General features: G+C 74.8%; 22 protein-coding genes and 1 pseudogene. 16 read left to right on the top strand and 7 right to left on the bottom strand.

Features of this window, described 5'->3' with window-relative positions:
- Positions 1-103: 103 nt before the first annotated feature.
- Both JK361_RS17815 and JK361_RS17810 read left to right on the top strand, forming a co-directional pair.
- Entirely contained in the window at positions 104-985 is an 882-nt protein-coding gene (locus tag JK361_RS17815) for a hypothetical protein (RefSeq protein ID WP_201818971.1), read from the top strand.
- 290 nt (positions 986-1,275) lie between these two features.
- On the top strand, positions 1,276-1,650 hold the full coding sequence (locus JK361_RS17810) for a hypothetical protein (protein ID WP_201818969.1): 375 nt from the start codon (positions 1,276-1,278) through the stop codon (positions 1,648-1,650).
- A 27-nt stretch (positions 1,651-1,677) separates the two neighbouring features.
- Here the strand turns inward: JK361_RS17810 and JK361_RS17805 are convergent, their stop codons facing one another.
- Complete coding sequence (locus tag JK361_RS17805) at positions 1,678-2,070, bottom strand: tautomerase family protein (protein WP_201818968.1); 393 nt, start codon at positions 2,068-2,070, stop codon at positions 1,678-1,680.
- A gap of 244 nt (positions 2,071-2,314) precedes the next feature.
- On the opposite strand from JK361_RS17805, the gene JK361_RS17800 reads away from it, so the two are divergent.
- On the top strand, positions 2,315-4,330 hold the full coding sequence (locus JK361_RS17800) for an NADPH-dependent 2,4-dienoyl-CoA reductase (protein ID WP_201818967.1): 2,016 nt from the start codon (positions 2,315-2,317) through the stop codon (positions 4,328-4,330).
- Positions 4,331-4,374: 44 nt separating this feature from the next.
- Complete coding sequence (locus JK361_RS17795; RefSeq protein WP_201818964.1) at positions 4,375-4,944, top strand: PadR family transcriptional regulator; 570 nt, start codon at positions 4,375-4,377, stop codon at positions 4,942-4,944.
- Between the two features lie 195 nt (positions 4,945-5,139).
- Here the strand turns inward: JK361_RS17795 and JK361_RS17790 are convergent, their stop codons facing one another.
- Entirely contained in the window at positions 5,140-5,685 is a 546-nt protein-coding gene (locus JK361_RS17790; protein WP_201818962.1) for a hypothetical protein, read from the bottom strand.
- A 210-nt stretch (positions 5,686-5,895) separates the two neighbouring features.
- Positions 5,896-6,867 carry a fibronectin type III domain-containing protein gene (locus JK361_RS17785; protein WP_201818960.1) on the bottom strand — a complete coding sequence of 324 codons (972 nt, stop codon included), beginning with the start codon at positions 6,865-6,867 and terminating at the stop codon, positions 5,896-5,898.
- A 469-nt stretch (positions 6,868-7,336) separates the two neighbouring features.
- On the opposite strand from JK361_RS17785, the gene JK361_RS17780 reads away from it, so the two are divergent.
- Positions 7,337-8,038, top strand: a complete 702-nt coding sequence (locus JK361_RS17780; RefSeq protein ID WP_201818958.1) for a glycoside hydrolase family 75 protein — start codon at positions 7,337-7,339, stop codon at positions 8,036-8,038.
- Positions 8,039-8,296: 258 nt separating this feature from the next.
- Here the strand turns inward: JK361_RS17780 and JK361_RS17775 are convergent, their stop codons facing one another.
- The 3 genes from JK361_RS17775 to dhaK form a co-directional block, all read right to left on the bottom strand.
- On the bottom strand, positions 8,297-8,707 hold the full coding sequence (locus tag JK361_RS17775) for a PTS-dependent dihydroxyacetone kinase phosphotransferase subunit DhaM (RefSeq protein ID WP_201818956.1): 411 nt from the start codon (positions 8,705-8,707) through the stop codon (positions 8,297-8,299).
- Positions 8,700-9,308, bottom strand: coding sequence for a dihydroxyacetone kinase subunit DhaL (gene dhaL / locus JK361_RS17770; protein WP_201818954.1), 609 nt, complete (start codon positions 9,306-9,308; stop codon positions 8,700-8,702). The genes JK361_RS17775 and dhaL overlap by 8 nt, the downstream gene beginning before the upstream one ends.
- A 61-nt stretch (positions 9,309-9,369) precedes the next feature.
- Complete coding sequence (dhaK, locus tag JK361_RS17765) at positions 9,370-10,362, bottom strand: dihydroxyacetone kinase subunit DhaK (RefSeq protein WP_201818952.1); 993 nt, start codon at positions 10,360-10,362, stop codon at positions 9,370-9,372.
- Between the two features lie 586 nt (positions 10,363-10,948).
- Here dhaK and JK361_RS17760 point away from each other — a divergent pair.
- Positions 10,949-11,293 (top strand): DUF3040 domain-containing protein, encoded by a 345-nt coding sequence (locus JK361_RS17760; protein ID WP_201818950.1) that lies wholly within the window; start codon positions 10,949-10,951, stop codon positions 11,291-11,293.
- An 85-nt stretch (positions 11,294-11,378) separates the two neighbouring features.
- Here JK361_RS17760 and JK361_RS17755 read toward each other — a convergent pair whose 3' ends face one another.
- On the bottom strand, positions 11,379-11,942 hold the full coding sequence (locus tag JK361_RS17755; protein ID WP_201818948.1) for a hemerythrin domain-containing protein: 564 nt from the start codon (positions 11,940-11,942) through the stop codon (positions 11,379-11,381).
- An 830-nt stretch (positions 11,943-12,772) separates the two neighbouring features.
- Here JK361_RS17755 and JK361_RS17750 point away from each other — a divergent pair.
- From JK361_RS17750 to JK361_RS17705, 10 genes and pseudogenes are all read left to right on the top strand, one after another.
- Positions 12,773-13,780, top strand: coding sequence for an NAD-dependent epimerase/dehydratase family protein (locus tag JK361_RS17750; RefSeq protein ID WP_201818946.1), 1,008 nt, complete (start codon positions 12,773-12,775; stop codon positions 13,778-13,780).
- Positions 13,781-13,812: 32 nt separating this feature from the next.
- Positions 13,813-15,447: a carbamoyltransferase family protein gene (locus JK361_RS17745; RefSeq protein WP_201818944.1), complete on the top strand. Its 1,635-nt coding sequence runs from the start codon at positions 13,813-13,815 to the stop codon at positions 15,445-15,447.
- Complete coding sequence (locus JK361_RS17740; protein ID WP_201818942.1) at positions 15,444-16,439, top strand: glycosyltransferase family 2 protein; 996 nt, start codon at positions 15,444-15,446, stop codon at positions 16,437-16,439. The genes JK361_RS17745 and JK361_RS17740 overlap by 4 nt, the downstream gene beginning before the upstream one ends.
- Positions 16,436-17,137 (top strand): D-glycero-alpha-D-manno-heptose-1,7-bisphosphate 7-phosphatase, encoded by a 702-nt coding sequence (locus JK361_RS17735; protein WP_201818940.1) that lies wholly within the window; start codon positions 16,436-16,438, stop codon positions 17,135-17,137. The genes JK361_RS17740 and JK361_RS17735 overlap by 4 nt, the downstream gene beginning before the upstream one ends.
- Complete coding sequence (locus JK361_RS17730) at positions 17,134-18,144, top strand: glycosyltransferase family 9 protein (protein ID WP_201818938.1); 1,011 nt, start codon at positions 17,134-17,136, stop codon at positions 18,142-18,144. Before JK361_RS17735 ends, JK361_RS17730 begins: the two co-directional genes overlap by 4 nt.
- Positions 18,141-19,103, top strand: coding sequence for a glycosyltransferase (locus tag JK361_RS17725; RefSeq protein ID WP_201818936.1), 963 nt, complete (start codon positions 18,141-18,143; stop codon positions 19,101-19,103). Before JK361_RS17730 ends, JK361_RS17725 begins: the two co-directional genes overlap by 4 nt.
- Entirely contained in the window at positions 19,100-20,332 is a 1,233-nt protein-coding gene (locus tag JK361_RS17720) for a glycosyltransferase (RefSeq protein WP_201818934.1), read from the top strand. The genes JK361_RS17725 and JK361_RS17720 overlap by 4 nt, the downstream gene beginning before the upstream one ends.
- Positions 20,329-20,994 (top strand): annotated as a pseudogene (locus tag JK361_RS41280) (D-sedoheptulose-7-phosphate isomerase); the annotation flags it as partial. The gene JK361_RS17720 and the pseudogene JK361_RS41280, both read left to right, overlap by 4 nt.
- A 359-nt stretch (positions 20,995-21,353) precedes the next feature.
- Complete coding sequence (locus tag JK361_RS17710; protein WP_201818930.1) at positions 21,354-22,775, top strand: PfkB family carbohydrate kinase; 1,422 nt, start codon at positions 21,354-21,356, stop codon at positions 22,773-22,775.
- 380 nt (positions 22,776-23,155) lie between these two features.
- Positions 23,156-24,118 carry a glycosyltransferase family 9 protein gene (locus tag JK361_RS17705; RefSeq protein ID WP_201819865.1) on the top strand — a complete coding sequence of 321 codons (963 nt, stop codon included), beginning with the start codon at positions 23,156-23,158 and terminating at the stop codon, positions 24,116-24,118.
- The last annotated feature ends 36 nt before the right edge of the window (positions 24,119-24,154 follow it).

Below are 24,154 nucleotides of genomic sequence, written 5' to 3'. Positions count from 1 at the left end.
TGCATTGGCCTGTACATGACTATCGCGCCACGCCAGACTGTCCGCCGACCGAGTGTCTCCGCCCGTCCACCCTGTGTCCCCCACCCCGTCCCAGGAGTCGGCCATGCCAGCGTCCACCCGGCCACGTTGTCACGCAGTCCTCGCCGGACTCGTCACCCTCGCCACCGCCGCCGTCGTGTCTCTCGCCGGAGCCACGCCCGCCGGCGCGGCCGGCGTCTGGACCGAGACCGGCTCCGACCGCGCCGACCCGCTCACCGAGAGCCAGGGCCTGGCCTCGGTGGAGGTCCCGGCGAACAGCCCCAACCGGTACACCGGCATCGGCACGATCCCGTTCGGCCTCTCCAGCCGCGGCTGGAACCACGTCGGCGACCCCGACGCCTCGTACAACGGCTACTACATCGAGCCCTACCAGCGGGACTCCGGCAACACGAAGATGTACCGCGTCCAGGCGCCCGGTGGCGCCTGGACGGAGTACGTCCACACGCTCGGCGCCGGCGAGGCGCTCAACAACTCCTGGGCCGCCGTCTCGCCCGACGGTCAGTGGATGCTGTCCGGCGAGTGGGGCACGATGACCCGTCTGCTGGTCTTCCCGACCCCGGGCGTCAACCCGTCCACCTCCCCTTCGGCGAACCTCCCGCAGGTCTCGGCCGTCCGTCTGGACCACGCCGTCCGCGACGTCCAGGGCTGCGACTTCTCCGGCCCGACCACCCTGCTGTGCTCCTCCGACGACCCCGAGGGCAGCCTCTTCGGCCTCACCAAGCCGCTGCTCCAGATCGACCTCTCGGCCGCGCCGAACGGCACGGCGGACGTCTCCGGCCATGTCACCGCCCTGCGCCAGCTGCCCCTGCGCAGCGCCTGCTCGGGCAGCTTCGAGGCGGAGGGCATCGACTACGACCGCCGCAGCGGCGTCCTGCGCGTGATCGTGGTCTCGCCCGGCTTCTGCGTGCTGACGGACAGCAAGACGTACAAGTTCTCGCGGGGCTGAGGAGGCCCTTCCCGCTCGTGTGAGCGCCGGTCCGCGCGCGGCCGAAGCCCGGGTTCGGGCGTGTCCGGGCCGGGTTCGCGCGCGGTCGGGACGGGTGCGTGCGCGGCCGACGGCCGGGTCCCTGCGCGGCCCGGTGCGGCCGGGCGGGGTCCGGGCCGGCCGCGCGGCGGAAGGCGGCGCAATCGCGTGCCGCTGAGGTGTGCGCCGCGTCCGGTGGTGCTTTCCTGGGGATGGACGCGGTTCGGCGGGGTACCCCGTTCCACCGCAGCGCGGCCACGAAAGGAGCGATCATGGCAGACACGGAGCGGTCGCATCCGGAAACCGTCTCGGTGGAGATCAGCGGGTATTCCAAGGACGACGCCCGGCTCGTCTTCGAAGCGCTCAGCGCCTGCTTCGCCTCCGACCGGGCTCCCGAGGAAGTGCCTCAGCAGCTCCACGAGACCCGTCCGATGGTGTGGCTCGGCACCTACGACGTCGCGGACACCCGCGGGCACGGATGCCCGCCGGTCCACCTCGACTCGCCGGTCCAGGCGGACGTCCAGGGCAGCTACTGGGCGGTGGAGCGGTTCCGCCACACCCTGGACTCGATGTTCACCGTCCAGGAGACCTGCACGGCCTCCGGCGATCAGGAGCGGGACCTGCACCTGCGACTGGAAAGCCGCTGACCCCCTGGCGCGGTACGCCCCGGCCGGCTAGCCGTCGGCCGGGGCGTACTGCGCCAGGCCGTGGCCGAAGGACCAGTCGGCGGAGCCGTTCTCGGTCAGGGTGACGAAGACGTTGCGCGGTTCGGTGCCGGTGCGTTCGTGCACCAGCTCGGCGATCCGCCGGTACATCGCCCGCTTGCGGTCCGCGTCGCGCCCGCCCCGCAGGGTGATCGCGACGAACACCACCGAGTCGTCCCGGCGGATGCCGGGGTAGTCGCCGTGGCGCAGGGTGCCGGTCACGCCGTCGTGGCCGGTCAGCACCTGGAAGCGGTCCTCGGGCGGGACGCAGAGGGTCTCCACGAGGGCGTCCTGGACGGCCTGGCCGAGCGCGTCGAGGCGGGCGGGGTCGGTGCCGAGCGCGTCTATGCGGACGAAGGGCATGGTGAGGCGTCCTTTCGGGCGGCGGTCCGGACTCGGGTGAGGTTGGACTCAGGCGGGTCCGGGCTCGGGCGAGGTCTGGAATCGGGCGGGTCCGGCCTCGGGGTGAGGTCTGGACTCGAGCGAGTGTACATACTAGTAGTTACAGAGTGGCTGGAGTCACCCCTCGGCAGTTGTGCAACTAGTTGCATAAAGGCGCGGGCTTCCTCTACAACAAGGGGTGACGACACCGCGCACGGAGGGCCCGATGAGCCGATACCCGCACCTGATGACCCCGCTCGACCTGGGCTTCACCACGCTGCCCAACCGCGTGCTCATGGGCTCGATGCATGTCGGCCTCGAGGAGGCCGAGCGCGGCTTCGAGCGGATGGCGGCGTTCTACGCGGCCCGCGCGCGCGGGGGAGTGGGACTCATCGTCACCGGCGGCATCGCGCCCAACGACGAAGGGCGGCCGTACGAGGGCGGAGCCAGGCTCACCACCGAGGCCGAGGCCGAGCAGCACCGGGCCGTCACCGAGGCCGTGCACCGCGAGGGCGGCCGGATCGCGATGCAGATCCTGCACTTCGGCCGCTACGCCTACCACCAGGACCTCGTCGCGCCGAGCCCGCTCCAGGCCCCGATCAGCCCCTTCGTGCCGCGCGAGCTGACCGACGCGGACGTCGAGCGCACGATCGACGACTACGCCCGCGCCGCCCGCCTCGCCCGGCAGGCCGGCTACGACGGTGTCGAGATCATGGGCTCCGAGGGCTATCTGATCAACGAGTTCATCGCCGCGCAGACCAACCGGCGCACGGACCGCTGGGGCGGCTCGTACGAGAACCGGATGCGGTTCCCCGTCGAGATCGTCAAGCGGGTGCGCGAGGCCGTCGGTGAGGACTTCATCGTCATCTACCGGCTGTCCATGCTGGACCTCGTCCCGGGCGGGTCCTCGCTGGACGAGGTGATCACCCTCGGCAAGGCGGTGGAGGCCGCCGGTGCCACGATCATCAACACCGGCATCGGCTGGCACGAGGCCCGTATTCCGACCATCGCCACCTCCGTGCCGCGCGGTGCCTACACCTGGGTCACCAAGCGGCTCATGGGTGAGGTCTCGGTGCCGCTGGTGACCACCAACCGCATCAACACCCCGGAACTCGCCGAGGAACTGCTGGCCGACGGCTACGCGGACATGGTCTCCATGGCCCGCCCGATGCTCGCCGACCCCGACTTCGTCGCCAAGGCCGCCGCCGGCACCCCGGAGGCCATCAACACCTGCATCGGCTGCAACCAGGCCTGCCTCGACCACACCTTCAGCGGGCAGATCACCTCCTGCCTGGTCAACCCGCGCGCCTGCCACGAGACCGAGCTGGTGCTCTCCCCGACCCGGCGCCGCAAGCGCGTGGCCGTCGTCGGTGCCGGTCCGGCCGGCCTCGCCTGCGCGGTCTCCGCAGCCGAACGCGGCCACGCCGTCACCCTGTTCGACGCGGCGAGCGAGATCGGCGGCCAGCTCAACGTCGCCCGCAAGGTTCCGGGCAAGCAGGAGTTCGACGAGACCCTGCGCTACTTCCGCCACCAGCTGGACGAGCACGGCGTCGACGTACGCCTGGACACCTGGGCCGGCCCCGAGACCGTGGCCGACTTCGACGAGGTGGTCGTCGCCACCGGCGTCACGCCGCGCACCCCGGACATCCCCGGCGCGGACCACCCCCGCGTCCTCGGCTACCTCGACGTGCTGCGCGACGGCGCACCCGTCGGCGACCGCGTAGCCGTCCTCGGCGCCGGCGGCATCGGCTTCGACGTCGCCGAGTACCTCACCGACGGCGGCGACAAGGCGAGCGAGGACCCGCAGACGTACTTCCGCCACTGGGGCGTCGACACGGACTACGAGGCTCCGGGCGGCCTCGCCGCGCCGCAGCGGCCCGCCCCGCCGCGCACCGTCCACCTGCTCCAGCGCAAGACCAGCAAGGTCGGCGCCGGACTCGGCAAGACCACCGGCTGGATCCACCGCACCGAGCTGAAGCACCGCGGTGTGACCATGGTGCCGGGCGTGCGCTACGACCGGATCGACGACGCCGGCCTGCACATCACCGTCGGCGAGGAGAGCACCGTCCTGGAGGTCGACACGGTGGTGCTCTGCACGGGTCAGGAGCCGCGCCGCGACCTGTACGAGGAGCTGGTCGCCGCCGGGCGCAGCGTGCATCTGATCGGCGGCGCGGACGTCGCCGCGGAACTGGACGCCAAGCGGGCGATCAAGCAGGGTACGGAGCTGGCGGCGACGCTCTAGAGGTGCGGGACGGTACGGCACGCGCCCGTCCCTAGGATGAGCCCATGTCACTCCCGCACGCGATCCTCACCGCCCTGCTGGAAAAGCCGTCGTCCGGGCTGGAGCTGACCCGCCGGTTCGACAGGTCGATCGGCTACTTCTGGTCCGCGACGCACCAGCAGATCTACCGCGAGCTGGGGAAACTGGAGGCCGGGGGCTTCATCCGCACGCTGCCGGCCGAGCAGCCGGCCCGCGGGCAGAAGAAGAGCTATGAGGTCCTGCCCGCGGGCCGCGCCGAACTGGCCCGCTGGACCGCCGCCGCGCAGGACCCGAGGACCATGCGGGACCCGCTCCTGCTGCGGCTGCGCGCCGCGGCCGTGGTCGGCACCGCGGGTCTGGAGGCCGATCTGCGCCGCCATCTGGAGCTGCACCGGCGGCAGTTGGCGGAGTACCGGGAGATCGAGCAGCGGGACTTCCCGCCGGACCGGGACGCCCCGCAGGACCGGCTGCGTCACCTGGTCCTGCGGGCGGGGATCGACCTGGAGACCTTCTGGACCCAGTGGCTCACCCACGCCCTGGCGGAGTTCGGTGAACTGCCCGGCGAGGGCGGCACCGCAGCCGACGCCGTGCGCTGAGCCGGGACGTCCACGGCAGAGCGGGCACGTCCGGCCCGGAGCGGACGGGTTCGCCTCGGAGCCGGTACGACCCGGCCGCATCGGTACGGCCGTTCAGGGCGTGGCCCGAGTCCGGCGGCTCGGGGTCGGTACGGCGGCTCGGAGTCTGTACGCCGGCTCGGAGTCGCTACGGCCGCTCGGTGCCGGTACGGCCGTTCAGAGTCGGTACGGCTTCGAGCGGCGGCGCAGGACCCAGCCCGTGGCGACGACGCCGGCGCCGACCAGGGCCGCGCCGACGCCCAGGGTCAGCGTGCCGTAGTCGCGCGCGGCGCCGCCGAGGCCGCCCATCACGCCCCGGGACGGAGCCGCGCTGGACCTGGCCGTCGTCGAGATCGTCGGGCTGCTGGACGCGGAGACGATCACGGACTGGCTGCCCGCGGTGCTGCCGCTGGAGCAGACCACGACCACGGTGTACGTTCCTGGGCTCACGCCCGTCCAGGCCGCCGACTGACTGACGGTCGTGCCGGCCAGGGGTGTCTGCCGGCCCTGGGAGAAGTTCGCCTGGCGGCTGGTGAGCAGGGCCGCGGTTCCCCAGCTGCCGTTGATCTGGGTGCACGCGCTGGTGACCACCGAGACCGTGGAGCCCGTGGTGCTGACGGAGATGCCCGAGGCCGCGGCGGACGGCCCGGCGAGCGCGGCCGGGAGCGCGGCGGCGGTTGCCAGGGTCAGGCCGGAGCGGAGCAGAAGTCGCGAGATGTGCATGGACTGGCCCTCCGGCGGCACGGTTGGCGGTACGTCCCATGCGCCGCCGAGGGGTCGGGAATCGCCCGTGCTGCCTCAACCGAAGCCAACTCCGCGCCGGGCGGGCGCGCACGCGGGAGGGACCCGGTCAGGTGACGGGTTCCGTCGTCCGGTGCACGGGGCTCGCCGGCGGTGGGCCTCCGGCGGACCCGCCGTCCGGCACGGGAGGCGTCACCCGCCCGTGGTCACCGTCCGTTCGGCCGAGTAGCCGCCCCAGGTGCCGTCGGGCAGCCGGGGCCGCAGCCGCACCCGGTGCTCCTCCCCGGCCGCGGTGCCCACGTAGAAGCCGTGGCGCGCCCGGCCGCGCGGCGGCGTGCCGCCCCAGACGAGGGAGGTGGCCGCGGTGCCGTCCAGCTGGATCTGGTACTCGGTGATCACACCGTCCGCGCGCGGCGGGTCCCAGGCGAGGTCGATGTAGTAGGCACCGCCGGAGCGGTGGGTGGCGGCGGTGAACCCGGTGGGAGCCGTGTCGCGGCCGTCGTCGCTGCCCGGCGTGGTGAGGCGGACCGCGGCGCCGGCGGGGGAGAGGTTGTCGGCGGCGTCCCGGGCCCGCACGGTGAAGACGTACCGGCTGCCGGGGCGCAGCCCGGTGACGACGGTGGCGGTCTGGTTCCCGCCGACGCTGTGGATCTTCACTCCGCCCTGGTAGACGTCGTACGACAGCACGCCCCGGTCGTCCCGGGACGCGCCCCAGGACAGCTGGGCGGCACGGCTGCCCACGGCCCGCCCGGTGACCTGCCGCGGCCGGGTCGGAGCCGAGTGGTCGGCCGCCGTCACGGCCGGCGTGCGCGACCGTACCGCCACGCTCGGCGGGCCCAGCCGGCCCGCGGTGTCCCGGGCCCGCACGGTGAAGGCATACAGGGTGGACGGCCTGAGCCTGGTGACGTCCACCATGTGCTGCGCACCCGGCACTTCGGCCACTTTCGTGGTGCCGCGATAGACCTCGTAGGAGCGGACCCCCGATCCTTCCGGCGCCGCGTTCCACATCACGTGCACGCTGGTGGCGCTGCCCGCCGCGGCGGTGACCCCGGCCGGAGCGCCCGGCACCCGCCCCTCGCCGTCGTCGGCCCGGCTCCAGCCACAGGAGACGACCAGCAGCAGCGCGCCGCAGGCCAGGACGAGCGGAGGGGGAACGCGTCGCACGGCACTGCCCTCCCGGACGGCCTCGGCATCACGTAAAGGTCCGGACCAATATGGCCCGGCCGGTGCGTCCTCAGCAAGGGGGCGGTGTTGGTGACCATCGCCGGACGTTACGTATGCTGAACCTCCCTACGGCTGAACTGCCCGTGGAACCGGGGAAGTTCACGTCTGTGGCGCGGACACGCTGTCGTCGCCGGTCCCGCGCCGACGCGGGTGGCCGGGGACCCGGACTGGTGGACGGTCCGGGTCCCCGGCCCCTGTTGTCCCTGCCGCCGCCCCCGTGAACCGCCCTCACCGGCTTTCCCCTGACGGGGTGTCGGGATCGTGCTCCATCCGGCCCCGTCGTCCCCTCACGGGGTGTCAAGGGCTGCTCCATCCGGCCCCTTGGCGGTGGCACCCGCGAACGAATACCCCATCTAGCAGCACAGTGTCCTGCATTGTCCCTTTTGTCCCCAACGGAGGGTCCTTCATCGTGCGTGTCCCCACGCTGACGCTGGCCGCGGCCGGCGCCGCTTTGGTCGCCCCGGCGGCCGTGCCCGCCCCGGCCACCGCCGTTCCGCCTCCCGTACGGCCCGTGGCCCGTGCAGAGGGCGCGGTGGTCGCCGCCGACCTGCTGGCACGGGTCGGCGAGTGCAGCCAGCTCTCCCGGGGCCGGTACCGCACCGACGCGGACAGCCGGGCGACCGTCCGGGTCTGCGGCACCCGCGACGCCGTCTTCTGGAAGGCCGATCTGGACATCGACTGCGACGGCCGCCCCTCCGCCCGCTGCAACCGCCGCACCGACCCGGTCTTCGCCGACACCACGGCGTTCCAGCAGTCCGACGGCCGCCACCTGAGCGCCGAGCGGCTGCCCTACATCGTGGTGCCGGCGCCCAGCCGCCGCTGGAACTTCCTCTCGTCGGGCGTACGCGGGGGCTCGGTGGCCGCCGTCGTCTACAACGACCGGGTGCAGTACGCGGTCGTCGGCGACACCGGCCCGCGCGACATCATCGGCGAGGCCTCCTACGCCACCGCCCGCCGCCTCGGCATCCGGCCCGACCCGCGCGACGGCGGGGTGCCCTCCGGCGTGACCTACATCGTCTTCCGGGACTCCCGCGTCCGCCCCATCCAGAACCGGGCGGCGGCGGAGGCGGAGGGAGAACGGCTGGCCAGACTCTTCGTACGGAAGAAGTGACCCCCACCCGGCACCGCCGCCGCTTCACCGGCACCGCCACATGAGCACCGGAGCACCGGAACACCGGCACCGGAACACCGGCACCGGAACACCGGCACCGGAACACCGGCACCGGAAAACCGGCGGCACCGGAAAACCGGCGGCACCGGAAAACCGGCGGCACCGGAAAACCGGCGGCACCGGAGCACCGGTGACCAGGCCGGTTCCCCAGTCCCGCCACCGGCTCCGTCCCGTTCCGCCGCCGGAACTCGGGAGCCGTCACACCTTCCGGTAGCTGTACGCCTCCACCGCCGCTGCCTCCACCGCGTCCAGGTCGGCACCCGAGGCGGCCGTGACCACCGCGGCCACCGCGCCCTCGACGAACGGCGCGTCCACCAGGCGCGCGCCGTCCGGCAGTTCGTCACCCTCGGCGAGCAGCGCCTTGACCGTGAGCACGGCGCTGCCGAGGTCGGTGAGCACCGCCACCCCGGCCCCCCGGTCGACCGAGGCCGCCGCGGCGCAGATCAGCTCCGCACTGGTGCCGAGCCCGCCGCCCTCGGTGCCGCCCGCCGGGGCCACCGGTACCGCGGTCGTCCCGCCCGCCAGGCCCTTCGCCAGTTCACCGACCGAGGCGGCCACCTCCGCGCTGTGCGACACCAGAACGATCCCGACCAGCTTCTCCTCACTCACCGTCCGCCTCCGCCGTGTCGGCCAGCGCGGCGATCAGCAGCGCCGACGAGGTCGCGCCCGGGTCCTGGTGGCCGATGCTGCGCTCGCCCAGATAGCTCGCCCGGCCCTTGCGGGCCTGCAGCGGCGTGGTGGCCTCCGCACCCTCCTCCGCGGCGGTCCGCGCCGCGGCGAACCCGGAAGCGAGCGCGTCCACGGCCGGTACCAGGGCGTCGATCATGGTCTTGTCGCCGGGCGCCGCACCGCCGAGCTTCATCACCCCGTCCACGCCCTCGCGCAACGCCGCCGCCAGCTGCTCCTCGCCGACCTCGGCGGCATCGCCGAGCGCCTTGCCGGTCCGGCGCAGCAGGGTGCCGTACAGCGGCCCCGACGCGCCCCCGACCGTCGAGATCAACTGCCGTCCGGCCAGGGTCAGGACGGCACCCGGGGTGTCCGGTGCCTCCTTCTCCAGCACGGCCGTCACGGCCGTGAACCCGCGCTGCAGATTGCTGCCGTGGTCGGCGTCCCCGATGGCCGAGTCGAGGGCGGTGAGCCGGTCCGCCTCGCGGTCGACGGACGCGGCGGCCGCCGTCATCCAACGGCGGAAGAAATCGGCGTCGAGCACTGGATCTCCTTGCGTGGTAGGGCGGTCGGCCTGGTGGCCGGTCGGTGGCCGCTGCCGAGGATCACATTCCCCAGCGCAGGGCCGGCGTCTTCACCGGCGCGTCCCACAGCCGCAGCAGTTCCTCGTCGGCCTGGCACAGCGTCACCGAGGCGCCAGCCATGTCCAAGGAGGTGACGTAGTTGCCGACGAGGGTGCGGGCCACGGCGACGCCGCGCTCGCGAAGTACCCGCTGCACCTCGGCGTTGAACCCGAACAGCTCCAGCAGCGGGGTCGCGCCCATGCCGTTGACCAGCACCAGCACGGGGCTGCGCGGCGGCATGTCCTCCAGGACGGCGTTGACCGCGAAGTCGGCGATCTCCCCGGAGGTCATCATCGGCCGCCGCTCCCGGCCCGGCTCGCCGTGGATGCCGATGCCCAACTCCAGCTCCCCGGCGGGCAGATCGAAGGTCGGGCTGCCCTTGGCCGGGGTCGTACAGGCGCTGAGGGCCACACCGAAGCTGCGGGAGTTCTCGTTGACCTGGCGGCCGACGGACTCCACGCGCTCCAGCGGCTGCCCCTCCGCCGCGGCGGCACCCGCGATCTTCTCCACGAAGAGCGTCGCGCCGGTACCCCGCCGGCCGGCCGTGTAGAGGCTGTCGGTGACCGCCACGTCGTCGTTGACGAGCACCTTGGCGACCTGGATGCCCTCGTCCTCGGCCAACTCGGCCGCCATGTCGAAGTTCAGCACGTCACCGGTGTAGTTCTTCACGATGAACAGGACACCCGCCCCGCTGTCCACGGCCGCCGCGGCACGCGCCATCTGGTCCGGCACCGGCGAGGTGAAGACCTCCCCGGGACAGGCGGCGGAGAGCATGCCGTGGCCGACGAACCCGCCGTGCAGCGGTTCGTGCCCGGAGCCGCCGCCCGACACGAGCGCGACCTGCCCGGCCACGGGGGCGTCCCGGCGGACGATCACCCGGTTCTCCACGTCCACGTTCAGGTCGGGATACGCGTCCGCCATGCCGCGCAGCGCGTCCGCCACGACCGTCTCCGGTACGTTGATCAGCATCTTCATGCCTATCTCCCAAAAGGATGAGCAGGTGAGTCCCTGACCGGTGTCTTTCTTGTTCAGGCCGGGTGCGGCCAGGTGTCGGCCCCGGCGGTCCGGGGCAGTCCGCAGCGGGTTTCGGCGGTGCTGATGCCGATCGAACGCCGGCTTGGCCGATGGAGCATCGGTTCCCCCCAGTGCGCGCCCGTGGGGCAGGTGGACGGAGTCTTGTTCCTCAGTATCGGCCTTGCGGCAGCGAAGGTCATGTGCGCCGCGGGCAGGAGCGGTTCGACGTGCACACCGGTCTCCCCTCCACCCGGACCGGGAACAGGCGGTCCGGGGCATGGCCGCCGGGTTCCGCACCTCCGTGGGCAGTGGCGTCGACGATCCGCGCCTGAACCGCGGCAGCGCCCGAGCGGCACCGCGGAGCGCGTCTGCCGAGCGGTGGCGGCCCGGTGCCGGGTGGGACGTACGCGGGGGGACATGCGGATGTCACCGATTTCGTCGCGGACCGGCCTGCGGCGGACCGCACCGCATCGGCCGGGCCGTCCGGGGAACTCGGTGGCGCGGAACCGGGAGGCTGCCGACCGGTGGAGAAGGAGGTGGCGTCGCCGTGGACGAGTGGGAGAGGCGGGAGATGCACGACGAGGTACGGCTGTCGGCGCGCGAGCGGCTCGCGCTCCTGCAGATCGAGGCGAACCTGCGACAGGACCGGCGGTTCGCGCACCGCATGGGCGACGCGCGGGCCGGGGGCTGGCTGCCGGCGGCGGTGCTGCTGCTGGGAGTCGCGTCGGTGTTCGTCGCCGTCATGGGCATCCGCACCTCGGACCCCACGCTGCTGTGGTGCTTCGCGCTGCTGTGGCCGCTCACTCTGCTCCAGGCGTTCCGGCTGCTGTGCCGCGCGGCCCGCCCGCGCCCACGGCCCAGCCCCGGGCCCCGGGTGACCCCGTGGCTCTGAACGCTCGCACACCTCACGGACGATGCCGCCCTGCCGGTACGGCAGGGCGGCATCGTCCGTACTGAACGGCGGGGGTCCCTGGGGATCAGCCCTCCTTGCCCCGCCCGGACAGCGCGTCCCGCATCCGGTCGACCATGCCGACGCCGGGGGCCAGCAGCTTGTTGGCCGGGGGAGTGTCCGGTGCCGACGGGTGCGGACGGGTCGGCGCCGTCTTCTTCGCCCGGCGGACCTTGTCGCCGAGGTCCATCAGCGCGTCCGGGGGACAGACCGACTCCAGCTGCGGGAAGAGGTTCTGCTCCTCGTCGGTCACATGGGACCGGATCTCGCTCATCAGCTGCATCATGAGCGTGTCGAACCGCGGATCGTCGGCCTGGCAGCCCTCCAGGTCCTTCATGATCTGCTCGGCCTTCGCGTGGTCCTCGAGTTCCTTGTCGGCCAGGGCGTCGCCGCCCGTCAGGTGCTCGCGCACGGCCGGGTAGAGATAGGCCTCCTCGGCGACCGAGTGGCGGACCAGCTCGATCGTGGCCTGGTCGCACAGGTCCTTGCGTTCCTTGGAGCCGGGCGGCAGCGCCTCGATACGGCCGAAGATCTCTTCGACCTCGCGGTGGTCGGTGGTCAGCTCCTGGATGACGTTTCCGCCGTGACCCATTGTCGTTACCTCCTGCGTGAAACGCGGCGGCCCGTGAACGGCCGGCCGTCGCCGCGCCGAGTGCCCCGGGCACGGCGCGCTACACGGCCGGCCGCGCGCGGTCAGCGCATCGAGTGGCGCGTCTCGGCCGACCGGCCCGCCCCGGACGGCGCCCGCACCACCAGTGGTCCAGGATGTCCGGCGGCGTCCGCCGTCACCGGCGCCGGCCGGCCCACGGCACGAGCCCGCTCTCCTCGGTACCGCCGGTGTCCGCGGGATCCGTGGGGGCGGCCACCGCCCCCGGGCCTCCAGTCGACTACGGGACCTGAACCTGCCATGCAGGGCGGCGACTTGGGGACCGCGCACCGGCCCGCACCACTGCCGTGCGACCCCTCTCGGGCGTCCCCCCACCCTCACGGAAGCTGAACCGGCCTGTGAGCGGCAGCCGGGCCGGGAGGCGGCCGGGGCGCGCGGCGGGTGCGGCGCGGGTCGCCGGGACGTCGTCGTGCAGGGATGTCCTCACTGTGGTAAGCGAGTCGCCGGAGTCGCGCGAGCACCCGGGATTCCGGAGAATGAGAATCCAACGTGTGAAACCAACTGGCACGGGAACCCTGCCAGCCGGTGCCGTCCAGCCAGTGGCGGCCGACCAGGGCGGTCCTCCGGATCAGCGGGACCCACGCCCTGTCCCCTCCCTCACCCGACGGGCCGACGCTCCTCCAACGGGGCCGGCGGCGCCGTACCCGGTGACGCCGCACGTGCCCAACGCCCGCGCACGGCCCGTACGGGCCCGCCGGCGACGCATTCCCCGACGCGGACGACGTGGACGAAGGACGACGAAGGGAACAGCCCTCATGACTGGCGACACTCCGTTCTCCTGGCGGCGCGCCCTCGTGACCGGCGGCGCCGGCTTCCTCGGCTCCCATCTGTGCGAGCGGCTGCTGGATTCAGGTGTCGAAGTCGACTGCGCCGACAACCTGGCCTGCGGGCGGCGCGCCAACGTCGCGCACCTGGAGGACCGGCCCGGTTTCCGGTACGTGCACTGCGACGTGTCAGGCGCCGAGTGCCCCGAGCGGCTGGCGGGCCCGTACGACCTGGTCCTGCACTTCGCCTGCCCGGCCTCGCCCGCCGACTACCTGCGCATGCCCCTGGAGACCCTGGACGTGGGCAGCCTCGGCACCCGCAACGCCCTGACGATCGCCGAACGCGACGGCGCCCGCTTCCTGCTCGCCTCCACCTCCGAGGTGTACGGCGATCCGCAGGTGCACCCGCAGCACGAGGGCTACTGGGGCAACGTGAACCCGGTCGGGCCGCGCAGCGTGTACGACGAGTCCAAGCGGTTCGCCGAGGCCCTGGTCACCGCCCACGCCGGCACCAGGGCGGCGGACGCCGGGATAGTGCGGCTGTTCAACACGTACGGTCCGCGGATGCGGGCCCACGACGGCCGTGCCGTGCCCACCTTCATCTGCCAGGCCCTGGCCGGCGAGCCGCTCACGGTGACCGGTGACGGCAGCCAGACCCGCTCCCTGTGCTACGTGGACGACACGGTCGAGGGCATCCTGCGGGTGGCCGCGAGCAGGTCCCTGCGGCCGGTGAACATCGGCGGCAGCGACGAGATCACCGTTGCCGACCTGGCCCGCCGGGTGGTCGCCCTCACCGGCTCCCGCTCCCCGATCGCGTTCGTGGACCGGCCCGTCGACGACCCCGGCCGCCGCCGCCCCGACACCACCCTCGCGCACGAGCTGCTCGGCTGGTCGCCGCAGGTCCCCTGGGAGGAGGGCCTGAAGCAGACCATCGCGTACTTCGCGGCCCTGCCCCCGGAACCGGTCCCGCGCGGCCCGCGAGCGGCCCCGCAGACCTGACCCCCGCCCGTCCCCGGCTCAGGAGACAGCGCATGCACGTCCTCGGTATCAACGCACTCTTCCACGACCCCGCCGCCGCCCTGATCACCGACGGCAGGACCGTGGCGGCGGCGGAGGAGGAGCGGTTCTCCCGCCGCAAGCACGGCAAGCGGCCCGTACCCTTCTCCGCCTGGGAACTGCCCGAGCAGGCGGCCCGCTGGTGCCTGGAGCAGGCCGGCCTCGCCCCGTCGGACCTGGACGCGGTCGCCTACTCCTACGACCCCTCGCTCGCCCGCCCCGCCGAGCGGATGGGCCTGCACGACCCCTGGGACCACCTGCGCCAGGAGTACGCCCGCGCGGCGCCGGACTTCCTCGCCGAGGCGCTGCCCGGACTCGACCCGGCCAAGGTCAGGTTCGTCCCCCACCACGTGGCGCACGCGGCCTCCGCCGGGCCCGTCTCCCCGTACCCCGACTGCGCTGTCCTCGTCCTGGACGGCCGCGGCGAGTGCGGCTCCCACCTGGCCGGCCGGTACACCAACGGGGAACTGACCGTCCTCGCCACCCAGGAACTGCCGGACTCCCTCGGCCTGTTCTACGAGGACCTCACCCAGCACCTCGGCTTCCTGCGCAGCAGCGACGAGTTCAAGGTCATGGCGCTCGCCTCCTACGGCACCCCGCGCTTCGCCGCACGGCTGCGGGAGTACGTCCACGCCGACGACACGGGCGGTTTCCGCGCCCGCCCGGTGCCCTGGGCCGACCTCGTGCCGCCGCGCCCGCCCGGCGGCGCCTGGAGCCGGGACCACGCCGACCTCGCGGCCAGCGCCCAGCTCTGCCTGGAGGAGGCCATGCTCGGTCTCGCCCGGTGGCTGCGCGAACGCACCGGCGAGGACGCCCTCACCATGGCGGGCGGCGTCGCCCTGAACTGCGTGGCCAACACCCGGCTGTGGCGGGAGAGCGGCTTCCGGAACGTCTGGGTGCAGCCCGCCGCCGGCGACGCCGGTACGGCCCTGGGTGCGGCGGCGCATGTCGCCGGGCAGAAGGACACCCTGGAGCCGATGCCGACGGCCGCCCTCGGGCGCGGCTGGAACGACGCCGAACTGCGCGCGTGGCTGGAGCGGGCGGCCGTACCGTACGAGGAGCCCGCCGACATCGCCGAGACGGCCGCCGAGGCGCTGGCCGCCGACGGGATCGTGGCCTGGTTCCAGGGGCGCGGCGAGTACGGGCCGCGCGCGCTCGGGCACCGCTCGCTGCTCGCCCACCCCGGCAAGGCCGGCAACCTGGAGCGGCTCAACGCGGTCAAGGGCCGCGAGGAGTTCCGCCCCGTGGCGCCCATGGTGCTCGCCGAGCGCGCGGCCGAGATATTCGACGGGCCGCTGCCCAGCCCGCACATGTTGTTCGTGCACGAGGTGGCCGCCGACTGGAAGGCCCGCATCCCGGCCGTGGTCCACGTCGACGGCACCGCCCGCATCCAGACCGTGGACCGCGCCCAGGAGCCCCTGGTGGCCCGCGTGATCGAGGGCTTCGAACGGCGCACCGGACTGCCGGTGGTCGTCAACACCAGCCTGAACACCGCCGGTCGGCCCATGGTCGACGACCCCCGGGACGCCCTGGAGTGTTTCGGCTCGGCCCCCGTCGACCTGCTGGTCCTCGGCCCGTTCGCGATCCGCCGCGGAAAGGCGTTCGCATGACCGGCGCCCCGGGCTACACCGTCGTCGTCCCGACGATCGGCCGCCCCTGCCTCGCCGAGTGCCTGCGCGCGCTCGCCGCGGCCGACGGCCATCCACCGCACGAGGTGGTCGTCGTGGACGACCGGCCCGCGCCCGACGGAGACCTGCCGCTGGAGACGGCCGGCCAGCTGCTCGACCGGGTGCGCACCCTCAGAACCGGTGGCCAGGGCCCGGCCGCCGCCCGCAACGCCGGCTGGCGGACCGTCCGTACGCCCTGGACGGTCTTCCTGGACGACGACGTCCAGGTGCTTCCGGACTGGTCCCGGCGGCTCGCCGAGGACCTGCGGGCGGCCGGTCCGGAGGTCGGCGGCGTCCAGGGGCAGCTGCGTGTCCCCCTGCCCCTGGACCGCCGGCCCACCGACTGGGAACGCACCACCAAGGGCCTGGAGAACGCCGCCTGGGTCACCGCCGACATGGCCTACCGCACCGAGGCGCTCAAACGGACCGGCGGCTTCGACGAACGCTTCCCGCGGGCCTTCCGCGAGGACGCCGACCTCGCCCTGCGCGTGCAGCGGGCCGGCTGGTCCCTGACCCGGGGCGCCCGGGTGACCCGGCACCCGGTCCGCCCGGCCCACTGGTGGGCCTCGCTGCCCGCGCAGCGCGGCAACGCCGACGACGCCCTGATGAACCGGCTGCACGGACGCGACTGGTGGGACCGCGCCCAGGCACCCCGCGGCAGGCTGCCCCGCCACCTGGCGGTCACCGGGGCGGCCCTCGCCGCCGCCTCCTGCGCCCTGAGCGGGCGGCGCCGTGCCGCCGCCGCCTGCGTGGCCCTGTGGACGCTGGGCACCGCCGAGTTCGCCCTGGCCCGCATCCTGCCCGGCCCGCGTACGGGCCGTGAGATCGCCGGGATGCTCGGCACCAGCGTGCTCATACCGCCCCTCGCCGTACGGCACTGGCTGCGCGGAGTCGTCCGCCACCGGCACGCCCGGCCACTGGGAGGTGCCGGATGACCACCGTGTCCGCGGTGCTGTTCGACCGCGACGGCACCCTCGTCGCGGACGTGCCGTACAACGGCGACCCGGGCCGGGTCCGGCTGCTGCCGGGCGCCGCGGAGGCCGTGGCGCTGGCCCGGTCCCAGGGCCTGGCCACCGGCGTGGTCAGCAACCAGTCCGGCATCGGGCGCGGACTGCTCACCGTCGAACAGGTACGCGCCGTCGACGCGCGCGCCGACGCGCTGCTGGGCGGGCTGGACGTCTGGGTGTTCTGCCCGCACGCCCCCGACGCCGGCTGCGGATGCCGCAAGCCCCGGCCGGGCCTGATCCACACCGCCGCCGAGCGGCTCGGCGTACCGGCCGCCGCGTGCCTGGTGATCGGTGACATCGCCGCCGACGTGCTGGCCGCCCGCGCCGCGGGCGCCCAGGGCGTGCTGGTGCCGAACGCGGCCACCGCACCGGCGGAGGTGCGGCGCTTCGCCGGCCGGAGCGCCCCCGACCCGCTCACGGCCGTACGGACCGCCCTCGGCCTGACCGCGGGGGAGGTGATCCCGGGGAGCGCGGGGGACGGGACACCGAGGGGCCCGGGCGCGGCGGACGGGAGGCCGGGGAGCCCCGCCGCAAAGGACGTGGCCCCGGGGAGCCCGAGTACAGGGAACGTCGTCCCGGTGAGCCCGGGCCCAGGGGGCGTGACCGTGAGGAGGTCGCCCTCGTGAGAAGCCTCGTCGTCCGGCTCGACGGCTTCGGTGACGTGCTGCTGGCCGGCCCCGCCGTGCGCGCCGTCGCCGCCCGCAGCACGCACGTCACCCTGCTGTGCGGCCCACGCGGCGCGGACGCCGCCGGGCTGCTGCCCGGCGTGGACGAGGTGCTGGTGTGGGAGGCGCCCTGGGAGGGCTTCGATCCGCCCCCGGTCACCCGGGCGGACATAGACGCCCTGCTCGCGCGGCTGCGCGCCGGCTCCCACGACACCGCGCTGATCCTCACCTCCTTCCACCAGAGCCCGCTGCCCACCGCCCTGCTGCTGCGGCTCGCCGGCGTCGGCCGGATCGGCGCCGACAGTGCCGACCACGCCGGCCGGCTCCTCGACGTGCGCCACCGCCGGTCGGCCGGCCGGCACGAGGCGGAGGCGGCCCTCGACACCGCCGCGGCCATGGGCTTCCCGCCGCCGCCGGGCGACGACGGACGCCTGCGCGTCCTCCCGCCCCCGGACACCGGAGGCCTGACCGGACCGGGCCCCTACGTCGTCCTGCACCCGGGCGCCAGCGCCCCCGCCCGCGCCTGGAGCCCCCACCGCTGCGCCGAAGCCGTCACCCTGCTCGCCGACGCCGGGCACCGCGTGGTGGTCACCGGCGGCCCCGCCGAGACCACCCTCACCCGCCAGGTCAGCGGCGACGTGGCCGTCGACCTCGGCGGCCGGACCGGCCCGCGCACCCTCGCCGGGGTGCTCCGCACGGCCGACGTCGTGATCAGCGCCAACACCGGACCCGCCCACCTCGCCGCCGCCGTCGGCACCCCGGTCGTGTCCCTGTTCGCACCCGTGGTCCCCGCCGACCGCTGGGCGCCGTACGGCGTCCCCGTCATCCTGCTCGGCGACCAGTCGGCGCAGTGCGCGGACACCCGGGCCCTCACCTGCCCGGTACCCGGCCACCCCTGCCTGGACGAGGTCACCGGACAGGACGTGGTGCGCGCGGTGCACAAGCTCATCCAGGAGCGGCAGTCATGAACATCCTCGTCTGGCACGTGCACGGATCCTGGCTCACCGCCTTCGTGCAGGGCCCGCACACCTACCTGCTCCCGGTCACCGGGGACCGCGGACCCGACGGCCTCGGCCGCGCGGTGACCTGGGACTGGCCGCCGTCCGCACGGGAACTCACACCCCGGGAACTGTGGGACACCGACATCGACCTGATGGTCCTCCAGCGCCCGCGCGAACTCGACCTCGCCCTGCGCTGGACCGGCCGCCGGCCCGGCGTGGACGTGCCCGCCGTGTACGTCGAGCACAACAGCCCCGACGAGTCACCCGAGCGGCAACTCCACCCGCTGGCCGGCCAGTCCCGCATACCGGTCGTCCACGTCACCCACTTCAACCGGCTGATGTGGGACAACGGTCAGGCGCCCACCGAGATCGTGGAGCACGGCATCATCGACCCCGGCCGGCTGTGGACCGGCACCGAACGGCGCGCGGCCGTCGTGGTCAACGAGCCCGTGCGCAGGGGCCGTACCACCGGCACCGACCTGCTGCCCCGGTTCGCCCGGTCCGCGCCCCTGGACGTCTTCGGGATGCGCACCGAAGAACTCGCCGACCACCTCGGCCTGCCGCCCGGGCGCTGCCGCGCCCGGGACCTGCCACAGCACGAGCTGCACCGGGAGATGGCCAGGTGCCGCCTCTACCTGCACCCCGTGCGCTGGACCTCGCTCGGCCTGTCCCTGCTGGAGGCCATGTTCCTCGGCATGCCCGTGGTCGCCCTGGACACCACGGAGGTCCGGGAGGCGGTACCCGACGGCGCCGGGGTGGTCTCGAACCGACTCGACGTACTGGAGGACGCCGTACGGGCCTTCCTCGCCGAACCGGAACTGGCCCGCCGCACCGGCGAGGCCGCCCGGACCGCGGCCCAGGCGCGCTACGGCGAACGGCGCTTCCTCGACGACTGGGAGCGCCTGATCAAGGAGGTCACCCGATGAGCCGCATTCCGCACACCGCCGGGCGCGTCGCCATGGTCTCCGAGCACGCCAGCCCGCTGGCCGCGCTCGGCGGGCCGGACGCGGGCGGCCAGAACGTGTACGTGGCACAGGTCGCCCGGCAACTCGCCAGACGGGGATACCGGGTCACGGTGTACACCCGGCGGGACTCGGCGGGCCTGCCGGACCGGGTCACCCTCATCGACGGCGTGCAGGTGGTGCATGTGCCCGCCGGGCCGCCCGCACCCGTCCCCAAGGACGAACTCCTGCCCCACATGACCGAGTTCGGGAACTTCCTGGCCCGGCAGTGGGCCCACAACCCGCCCGACGTCGTGCACTCCCACTTCTGGATGTCCGGCCTCGCCGCCCTCGCCGGCGCCCGCGACCTCGGCATCCCCGTCGTGCAGACCTATCACGCGCTGGGCACGGTGAAGAAGCGCTACCAGGGCGCCGCCGACACCAGCCCGCCCCAGCGCCTCGCCGTCGAGGAGGCCATCGGCCACGAGTGCGCCGGGATCATCGCCACGTGCAGCGACGAGGTGGCCGAACTGAAGGCCATGGGGCTGCCGGAGGACCGGATCAGCGTCGTGCCCTGCGGCGTCGACCCCGACCAGTTCGCGCCGGTCGCCCCCAACCGCCCGCCCGGCGCCCGCAGGCGGCTGCTGGCCGTCGGCCGGCTCGTCCCCCGCAAGGGCTTCGACCGCGCCATCCGCGCCCTGGCCGGCATCCCCGACGCCGAACTCCTCATCGCCGGCGGCCCCGAGGCCGATCTGCTCGGCGCCGAACCCGAGGCGGCGCGCCTGTACGGCATCGCGGCGGAGTACGGGGTCTCCGACCGGGTCACCCTCCTCGGCGGGGTCGGCCGGGCCCGCATGCCCCGCCTGATGTCCAGCGCCGACCTCGTGCTCTCGCTGCCCCTGTACGAGCCCTTCGGCATCGTCCCCCTCGAGGCCATGGCCTGTGCCACGCCGGTCGTCGCCACCGCGGTCGGCGGCCAGCTGGACACCGTCGTGGACGGCTCCACGGGCCTGCTGGTCCCGGCCGACGACGACCACGACCTCAGCGCGGCCGTCCGCGCCCTCCTCGCCGACCCCGGCCGGCTCGCCCGGTACGGAACCGCCGGCCGCGCCCGGGTCCTCACCCGGTACACCTGGGACCGGGTCGCCGAGGGCGTGGCCGGTGTGTACGGCGCGGTGTCCTCGATCCGCTCGCTCTCGGGAGTCGTCCGATGAAGACCGTGACCGGCACGCAGTCCGTCGTGGACACCACCCACTGCGACGACCTGATGAAGGCCCTGGAGACCTTCCGCGACAGCGGACCGCTCATCGAGCGCTGGGGCACCGAACTCGCCCGGCGGCTGGGCTCGGGCGCCCGGCTGCTCGTCGCGGGCAACGGCGGCAGCGCCGCCCAGGCCCAGCACCTCACCGCCGAACTCGTCGGCCGCTACCGCGACGACCGCCCGCCGTTCTCCGCGGTCGCCCTGCACGCCGACACCTCCTCGACCACCGCGATCGCCAACGACTACGGCGTCCAGGAGGTGTTCGCCCGGCAGACCGCCGCCCACGGACGCCCCGGGGACGTGCTCCTGCTGCTGTCCACCAGCGGCGCCAGCGCCAACCTGCTGGCCGCCGCCGACCGCGCGCACCGGCTCGGGATGACCGTGTGGGCGCTGACCGGCCGGCCCCCCAACCCGCTTCAGCTCGGCGCGGACGACGCGCTGTGCGTCGACGCCCCCGTCGCCGCCACCGTCCAGGAACTGCACCTGGTCGCCGTGCACATGCTCTGCGAGGCCTTCGACCGCTCCGTGGCGCGGGGCGACGCCGACCACCGGGCCGATGGCCGCGGAGCCGACGGGAGGTCGGGTGCTGACGGAAGGCCGGGCGCCGACGGGAGGTCGGGCGCTGACGGAAGGCCAGGTGCTGGCGGGGGGCCGGGTGCCGACGGAGGGGCGGGTGCTGGCGGGGGGCCGGGTGCCGACGGAGGGGCGGGTGCTGGCGGGAGGCCGGGTGCTGACGGAGGGGCGGGTGCCGACGGAAGGCCGGGTGCTGGCGGGAGGCCGGGTGCTGACGGAGAGCCGGGTGCCGACGGAGGGGCGGGTGCTGGCGGAGAGCCGGGCGCTGACGGGAGGCCGGGTGCCGACGGAGAGCCGGGCGCTGACGGCAAGCGTGGTGTCGTCGGCCGGCTCGTCGGCCGCGCCCGCACCGTCGGCCGGACCGCGCCCGGCACCTCCGTGGCGTCCAGGAAGGGACACGCATGACCGCCTCGCAGACGCCCCTGGTCGTCGTGGGCGACGCCCTGCTCGACCACGACCTGTGCGGCCGGGCCGAGCGGCTGGCCCCGGACGCGCCGGTCCCCGTCGTCCACGGCACCCGGCGCAGCTCCCGCCCCGGCGGCGCGGCCCTCGCCGCCTGCCTCGCGGCCGCCGACGGACGCCCCGTCACCCTGGTCACCGCCCTCGGCGCCGACGCCGCCAGCGACACGCTCCGGGAACTGCTGGCCGGCCGGGTCGGCCTGGTCGAGGTGCCGCTGGAAGGCGCCCTGAGCAGCAAGACCCGAGTCATGGCCGGCGACCGGCCGCTGCTGCGCCTGGACGACGGCGACGGCCGCGCCCGCGAGGCGAGCCCCCAGGCGGTGGCCGCCGTCGCGGCGGCCGGGGGCGTGCTCGTCGCCGACTACGGCCGGGGCACCGCCGACGTGCTGCGCGACGCGCTGGCCCACACGGCGGCCCCCGTCGTCTGGGACCCCCACGTAAGCGGGCGGCCCCCGGTCCCCGGCGTCCGGCTGGCCACCCCCTCGGCCCAGGAGGCCCGGGCCTTCGCCCGGCGCCTGGACGACGCGGAGGCCGGCGACACGGCCGGACTGCGCACCGCCGCCCGGGACGCCCGCACCCTCGTCCGCGCCTGGCAGGCCCAGGCCGTCGCCGTCACCCTCGGTGAACGCGGGGCCCTGCTCTCGCACGGCGAGACCCCGCTGCTCGTGCCGACGCCGGCCGCCGCCACGGGCGACCCCTGCGGCGCCGGCGACCGGTTCGCCGCTGCCGCCGCCGGCCTGCTCGCCGACGGCACCCACACCGAGGCCGCCGTCCAGGCCGCCGTCCACGCCGCCACCCGCTACGTCGCCGAGGGCGGCGCCCGTGCGGTCGCCGTCGCGGACGAGCCGGAGACGGACACCATGCCCTCCGCCGACGGCGACCCCACCGCCGACGCCGTGCGCACCGCCGCGAGGGTCCGGGCCGCGGGCGGCACCGTCGTGGCCGCCGGCGGCTGCTTCGACCTGCTGCACGCCGGGCACGTCGCCCTGCTCCAGGCCGCCCGCCGGGCCGGCGACTGCCTCGTCGTCTGCGTCAACTCCGACGATTCGGTGCGCCGCCGCAAGGGCGACGGCCGGCCCCTCGTCCCGGCCGCCGACCGGGTCCGGGTGCTGCGCGCCCTGGAGTGCGTGGACGCCGTCGCCGTCTTCGACGAGGACACCCCCGAGCGCATCCTCGGCGAACTCCGGCCGCACATCTGGGCCAAGGGCGGTGACTACGCCCGGAGCCGGCTGCCCGAGCAGCCCCTGGTGGAGAGCTGGGGCGGACAGGTCCTGCTGCTGCCCTATCTCGACGGCCGCTCGACCACCGGCCTCGCCCGCCGCGCGGCCCAGGCCCCCACCCCGGCCGGAGGACACCCGAGGTGACCTCCACCGACCGACAGAAGTCAGTCGCACCCACGGCCGACCACCGCCGACCGGAGACGCCCTCCCACGACCGGCGGAAGTACGAGAGGTCCACGGCGGGCCGGCGGGAGCGCGAGGTGTTGGCGGCCGACCGGGGGGCGCGCGGGGTGGTCTCCTGCGACTGGCGGGAGCGTGAGGCGTCCGTGGCCGGTCGGCGGAAGCGTGAGACGTCTGCGGAGAATCCACGGGAGCGTGAGGTGACTGCGGCCGAGCGAGGGGAGCGCGGCGCGACTTCGGCCGGCCGGCGGAAGCAGGCGGCGTCCGCAGCCGGGCGGCGGGAGCGCGAGGCGAACGGTGACCGGCCGGAGGGCCGGAACGGTGCCCAGCATCCTCCGCGTGTCCTGGTGCTGCGGGCGCTCGGTCTGGGCGACCTGCTGGCCGGGGTGCCCGCGCTGCGCGGCATCCGCCGGGCCTTCCCCGGGCACCAGGTCGTCCTTGCCGGGCCGCCGGGCCTCACCGAACTCGCCCTGACCACCGGGGCGGTCGACGCCGTCCTCGCGGCCGAGGCGCCGGGCCGCGCGGTGCCGGACCTCACCCACTGGCCCGGCCCGCCGCCCGACGTGGCCGTCGACCTGCACGGCAACGGCCCCGAGAGCCGCGACGCCCTGGCCGCCCTGCACCCGCGCCGGCTCCTCGCCCACGCCTGCCCCGACGGCCCGCCCTGGCTCGGCCACGCCAACGAACGGGACCGTTGGTGCGCCTTCCTGGGCGCCTACGGCATCCCGGCCGACCCGCGTGACCTGCGGCTGCCCCGGCCCGCCACACCCTCCCCGGCCCCCGGCGCGGTCGTGGTGCACCCCGGCGCCGCCTCGGGCTCCCGCTGCTGGCCGGGGGAGCGGTACGCCGCCGTCGTCCGCTGCCTGCGCGCCGCCGGACACCACGTGGTCCTCACCGGCGGACCCGGCGAGGACGACCTGGTCCGCTCGGTCGCCGAACGCAGCGGCCAGCCCGCCGACGACGTGCTGACCGGCGGCATGCCGCTCGGCCGACTGTCCGCGCTGGTCGCCGAGGCGTCCCTGGTGCTCAGCGGCGACACCGGCCTCGCCCATCTCGCGGTGGCCCACGGCACCCGTACCGTCACCCTGTTCGGACCCGTGTCCCCGCGCCTGTGGGGGCCGCCCCCGGGCCCGGACCACCTGGCCTTGTGGAAGCCCGGCCCGCCCGGCGACCCGCACGGCCGCACCCCCGACGCCCGTCTGCTGCGCCTCCGCACCGGCGAGGTCGCCGCGGCCTGCCTGATGCTCCTGCGCGACACCCGTGGCCACCGCCGGTTCACCGGCCCCGAGGTGGCGTATGTCCGCTGAGCATGCCTCCGGCGGCGTCCGTCGGTTCACCGGCCC

Origin of the sequence: Streptomyces musisoli (genome assembly GCF_016741855.1) — a bacterium.
Lineage (GTDB): Bacteria > Actinomycetota > Actinomycetes > Streptomycetales > Streptomycetaceae > Streptomyces > Streptomyces musisoli.
This window is presented reverse-complemented; position numbering and strand designations above follow the sequence as displayed.

Excerpts from the sequence above, each read along its gene's own strand:
- JK361_RS17815 (WP_201818971.1), top strand. The coding sequence starts at position 104 with ATGCCAGCGTCCACCCGGCCACGTTGTCACGCAGTCCTCGCCGGACTC.
- JK361_RS17810 (WP_201818969.1), top strand. The coding sequence starts at position 1,276 with ATGGCAGACACGGAGCGGTCGCATCCGGAAACCGTCTCGGTGGAGATC.
- JK361_RS17805 (WP_201818968.1), bottom strand. The coding sequence starts at position 2,070 with ATGCCCTTCGTCCGCATAGACGCGCTCGGCACCGACCCCGCCCGCCTC.
- JK361_RS17800 (WP_201818967.1), top strand. The coding sequence starts at position 2,315 with ATGAGCCGATACCCGCACCTGATGACCCCGCTCGACCTGGGCTTCACC.
- JK361_RS17795 (WP_201818964.1), top strand. The coding sequence starts at position 4,375 with ATGTCACTCCCGCACGCGATCCTCACCGCCCTGCTGGAAAAGCCGTCG.
- JK361_RS17790 (WP_201818962.1), bottom strand. The coding sequence starts at position 5,685 with ATGCACATCTCGCGACTTCTGCTCCGCTCCGGCCTGACCCTGGCAACC.
- dhaK (WP_201818952.1), bottom strand. The coding sequence starts at position 10,362 with ATGAAGATGCTGATCAACGTACCGGAGACGGTCGTGGCGGACGCGCTG.
- JK361_RS17755 (WP_201818948.1), bottom strand. The coding sequence starts at position 11,942 with ATGGGTCACGGCGGAAACGTCATCCAGGAGCTGACCACCGACCACCGC.
- JK361_RS17750 (WP_201818946.1), top strand. The coding sequence starts at position 12,773 with ATGACTGGCGACACTCCGTTCTCCTGGCGGCGCGCCCTCGTGACCGGC.
- JK361_RS17745 (WP_201818944.1), top strand. The coding sequence starts at position 13,813 with ATGCACGTCCTCGGTATCAACGCACTCTTCCACGACCCCGCCGCCGCC.
- JK361_RS17740 (WP_201818942.1), top strand. The coding sequence starts at position 15,444 with ATGACCGGCGCCCCGGGCTACACCGTCGTCGTCCCGACGATCGGCCGC.
- JK361_RS17735 (WP_201818940.1), top strand. The coding sequence starts at position 16,436 with ATGACCACCGTGTCCGCGGTGCTGTTCGACCGCGACGGCACCCTCGTC.
- JK361_RS17725 (WP_201818936.1), top strand. The coding sequence starts at position 18,141 with ATGAACATCCTCGTCTGGCACGTGCACGGATCCTGGCTCACCGCCTTC.
- JK361_RS17720 (WP_201818934.1), top strand. The coding sequence starts at position 19,100 with ATGAGCCGCATTCCGCACACCGCCGGGCGCGTCGCCATGGTCTCCGAG.
- JK361_RS17710 (WP_201818930.1), top strand. The coding sequence starts at position 21,354 with ATGACCGCCTCGCAGACGCCCCTGGTCGTCGTGGGCGACGCCCTGCTC.